The organism is Mameliella sp. CS4, assembly GCF_019392335.1.
In the GTDB taxonomy this organism is placed as follows: Bacteria; Pseudomonadota; Alphaproteobacteria; order Rhodobacterales; family Rhodobacteraceae; genus Antarctobacter.
Map to the genome: position 1 here is coordinate 1 of NZ_JAHXRQ010000188.1, position 263 is coordinate 263.

1 protein-coding gene is annotated in these 263 nt (G+C 63.1%); it reads left to right on the plus strand.

What is annotated here, in order from left to right; translation table 11 throughout:
• Window positions 1-263: hypothetical protein (locus tag KZZ07_RS27060; RefSeq protein ID WP_219520086.1), on the plus strand; the 263-nt coding region annotated here is incomplete at both ends.

Below are 263 nucleotides of genomic sequence, written 5' to 3' on the forward strand. Positions count from 1 at the left end.
GCGCTGTTCGTCGCCGCCGACACCGGCGGTGTACCGACCGAAGACCAATGGCAAAACCTGATCCCCCACAGCGATGATGTGATGCTCGATGGCGTGACCCTCAACGCCAGCGCGATGACCTTGAGCCTGCGCATCGGCGGCCTGCCGGTGATCGAAGTGCACCCACAGGGCTTGCCGACCTATCGGGTGGAATTGCCTGACGCCGCCTACAGCCTTTACGTGCAGAACAGCCTGGAATTCCCGAGCGACAAGATCCGCCTGCG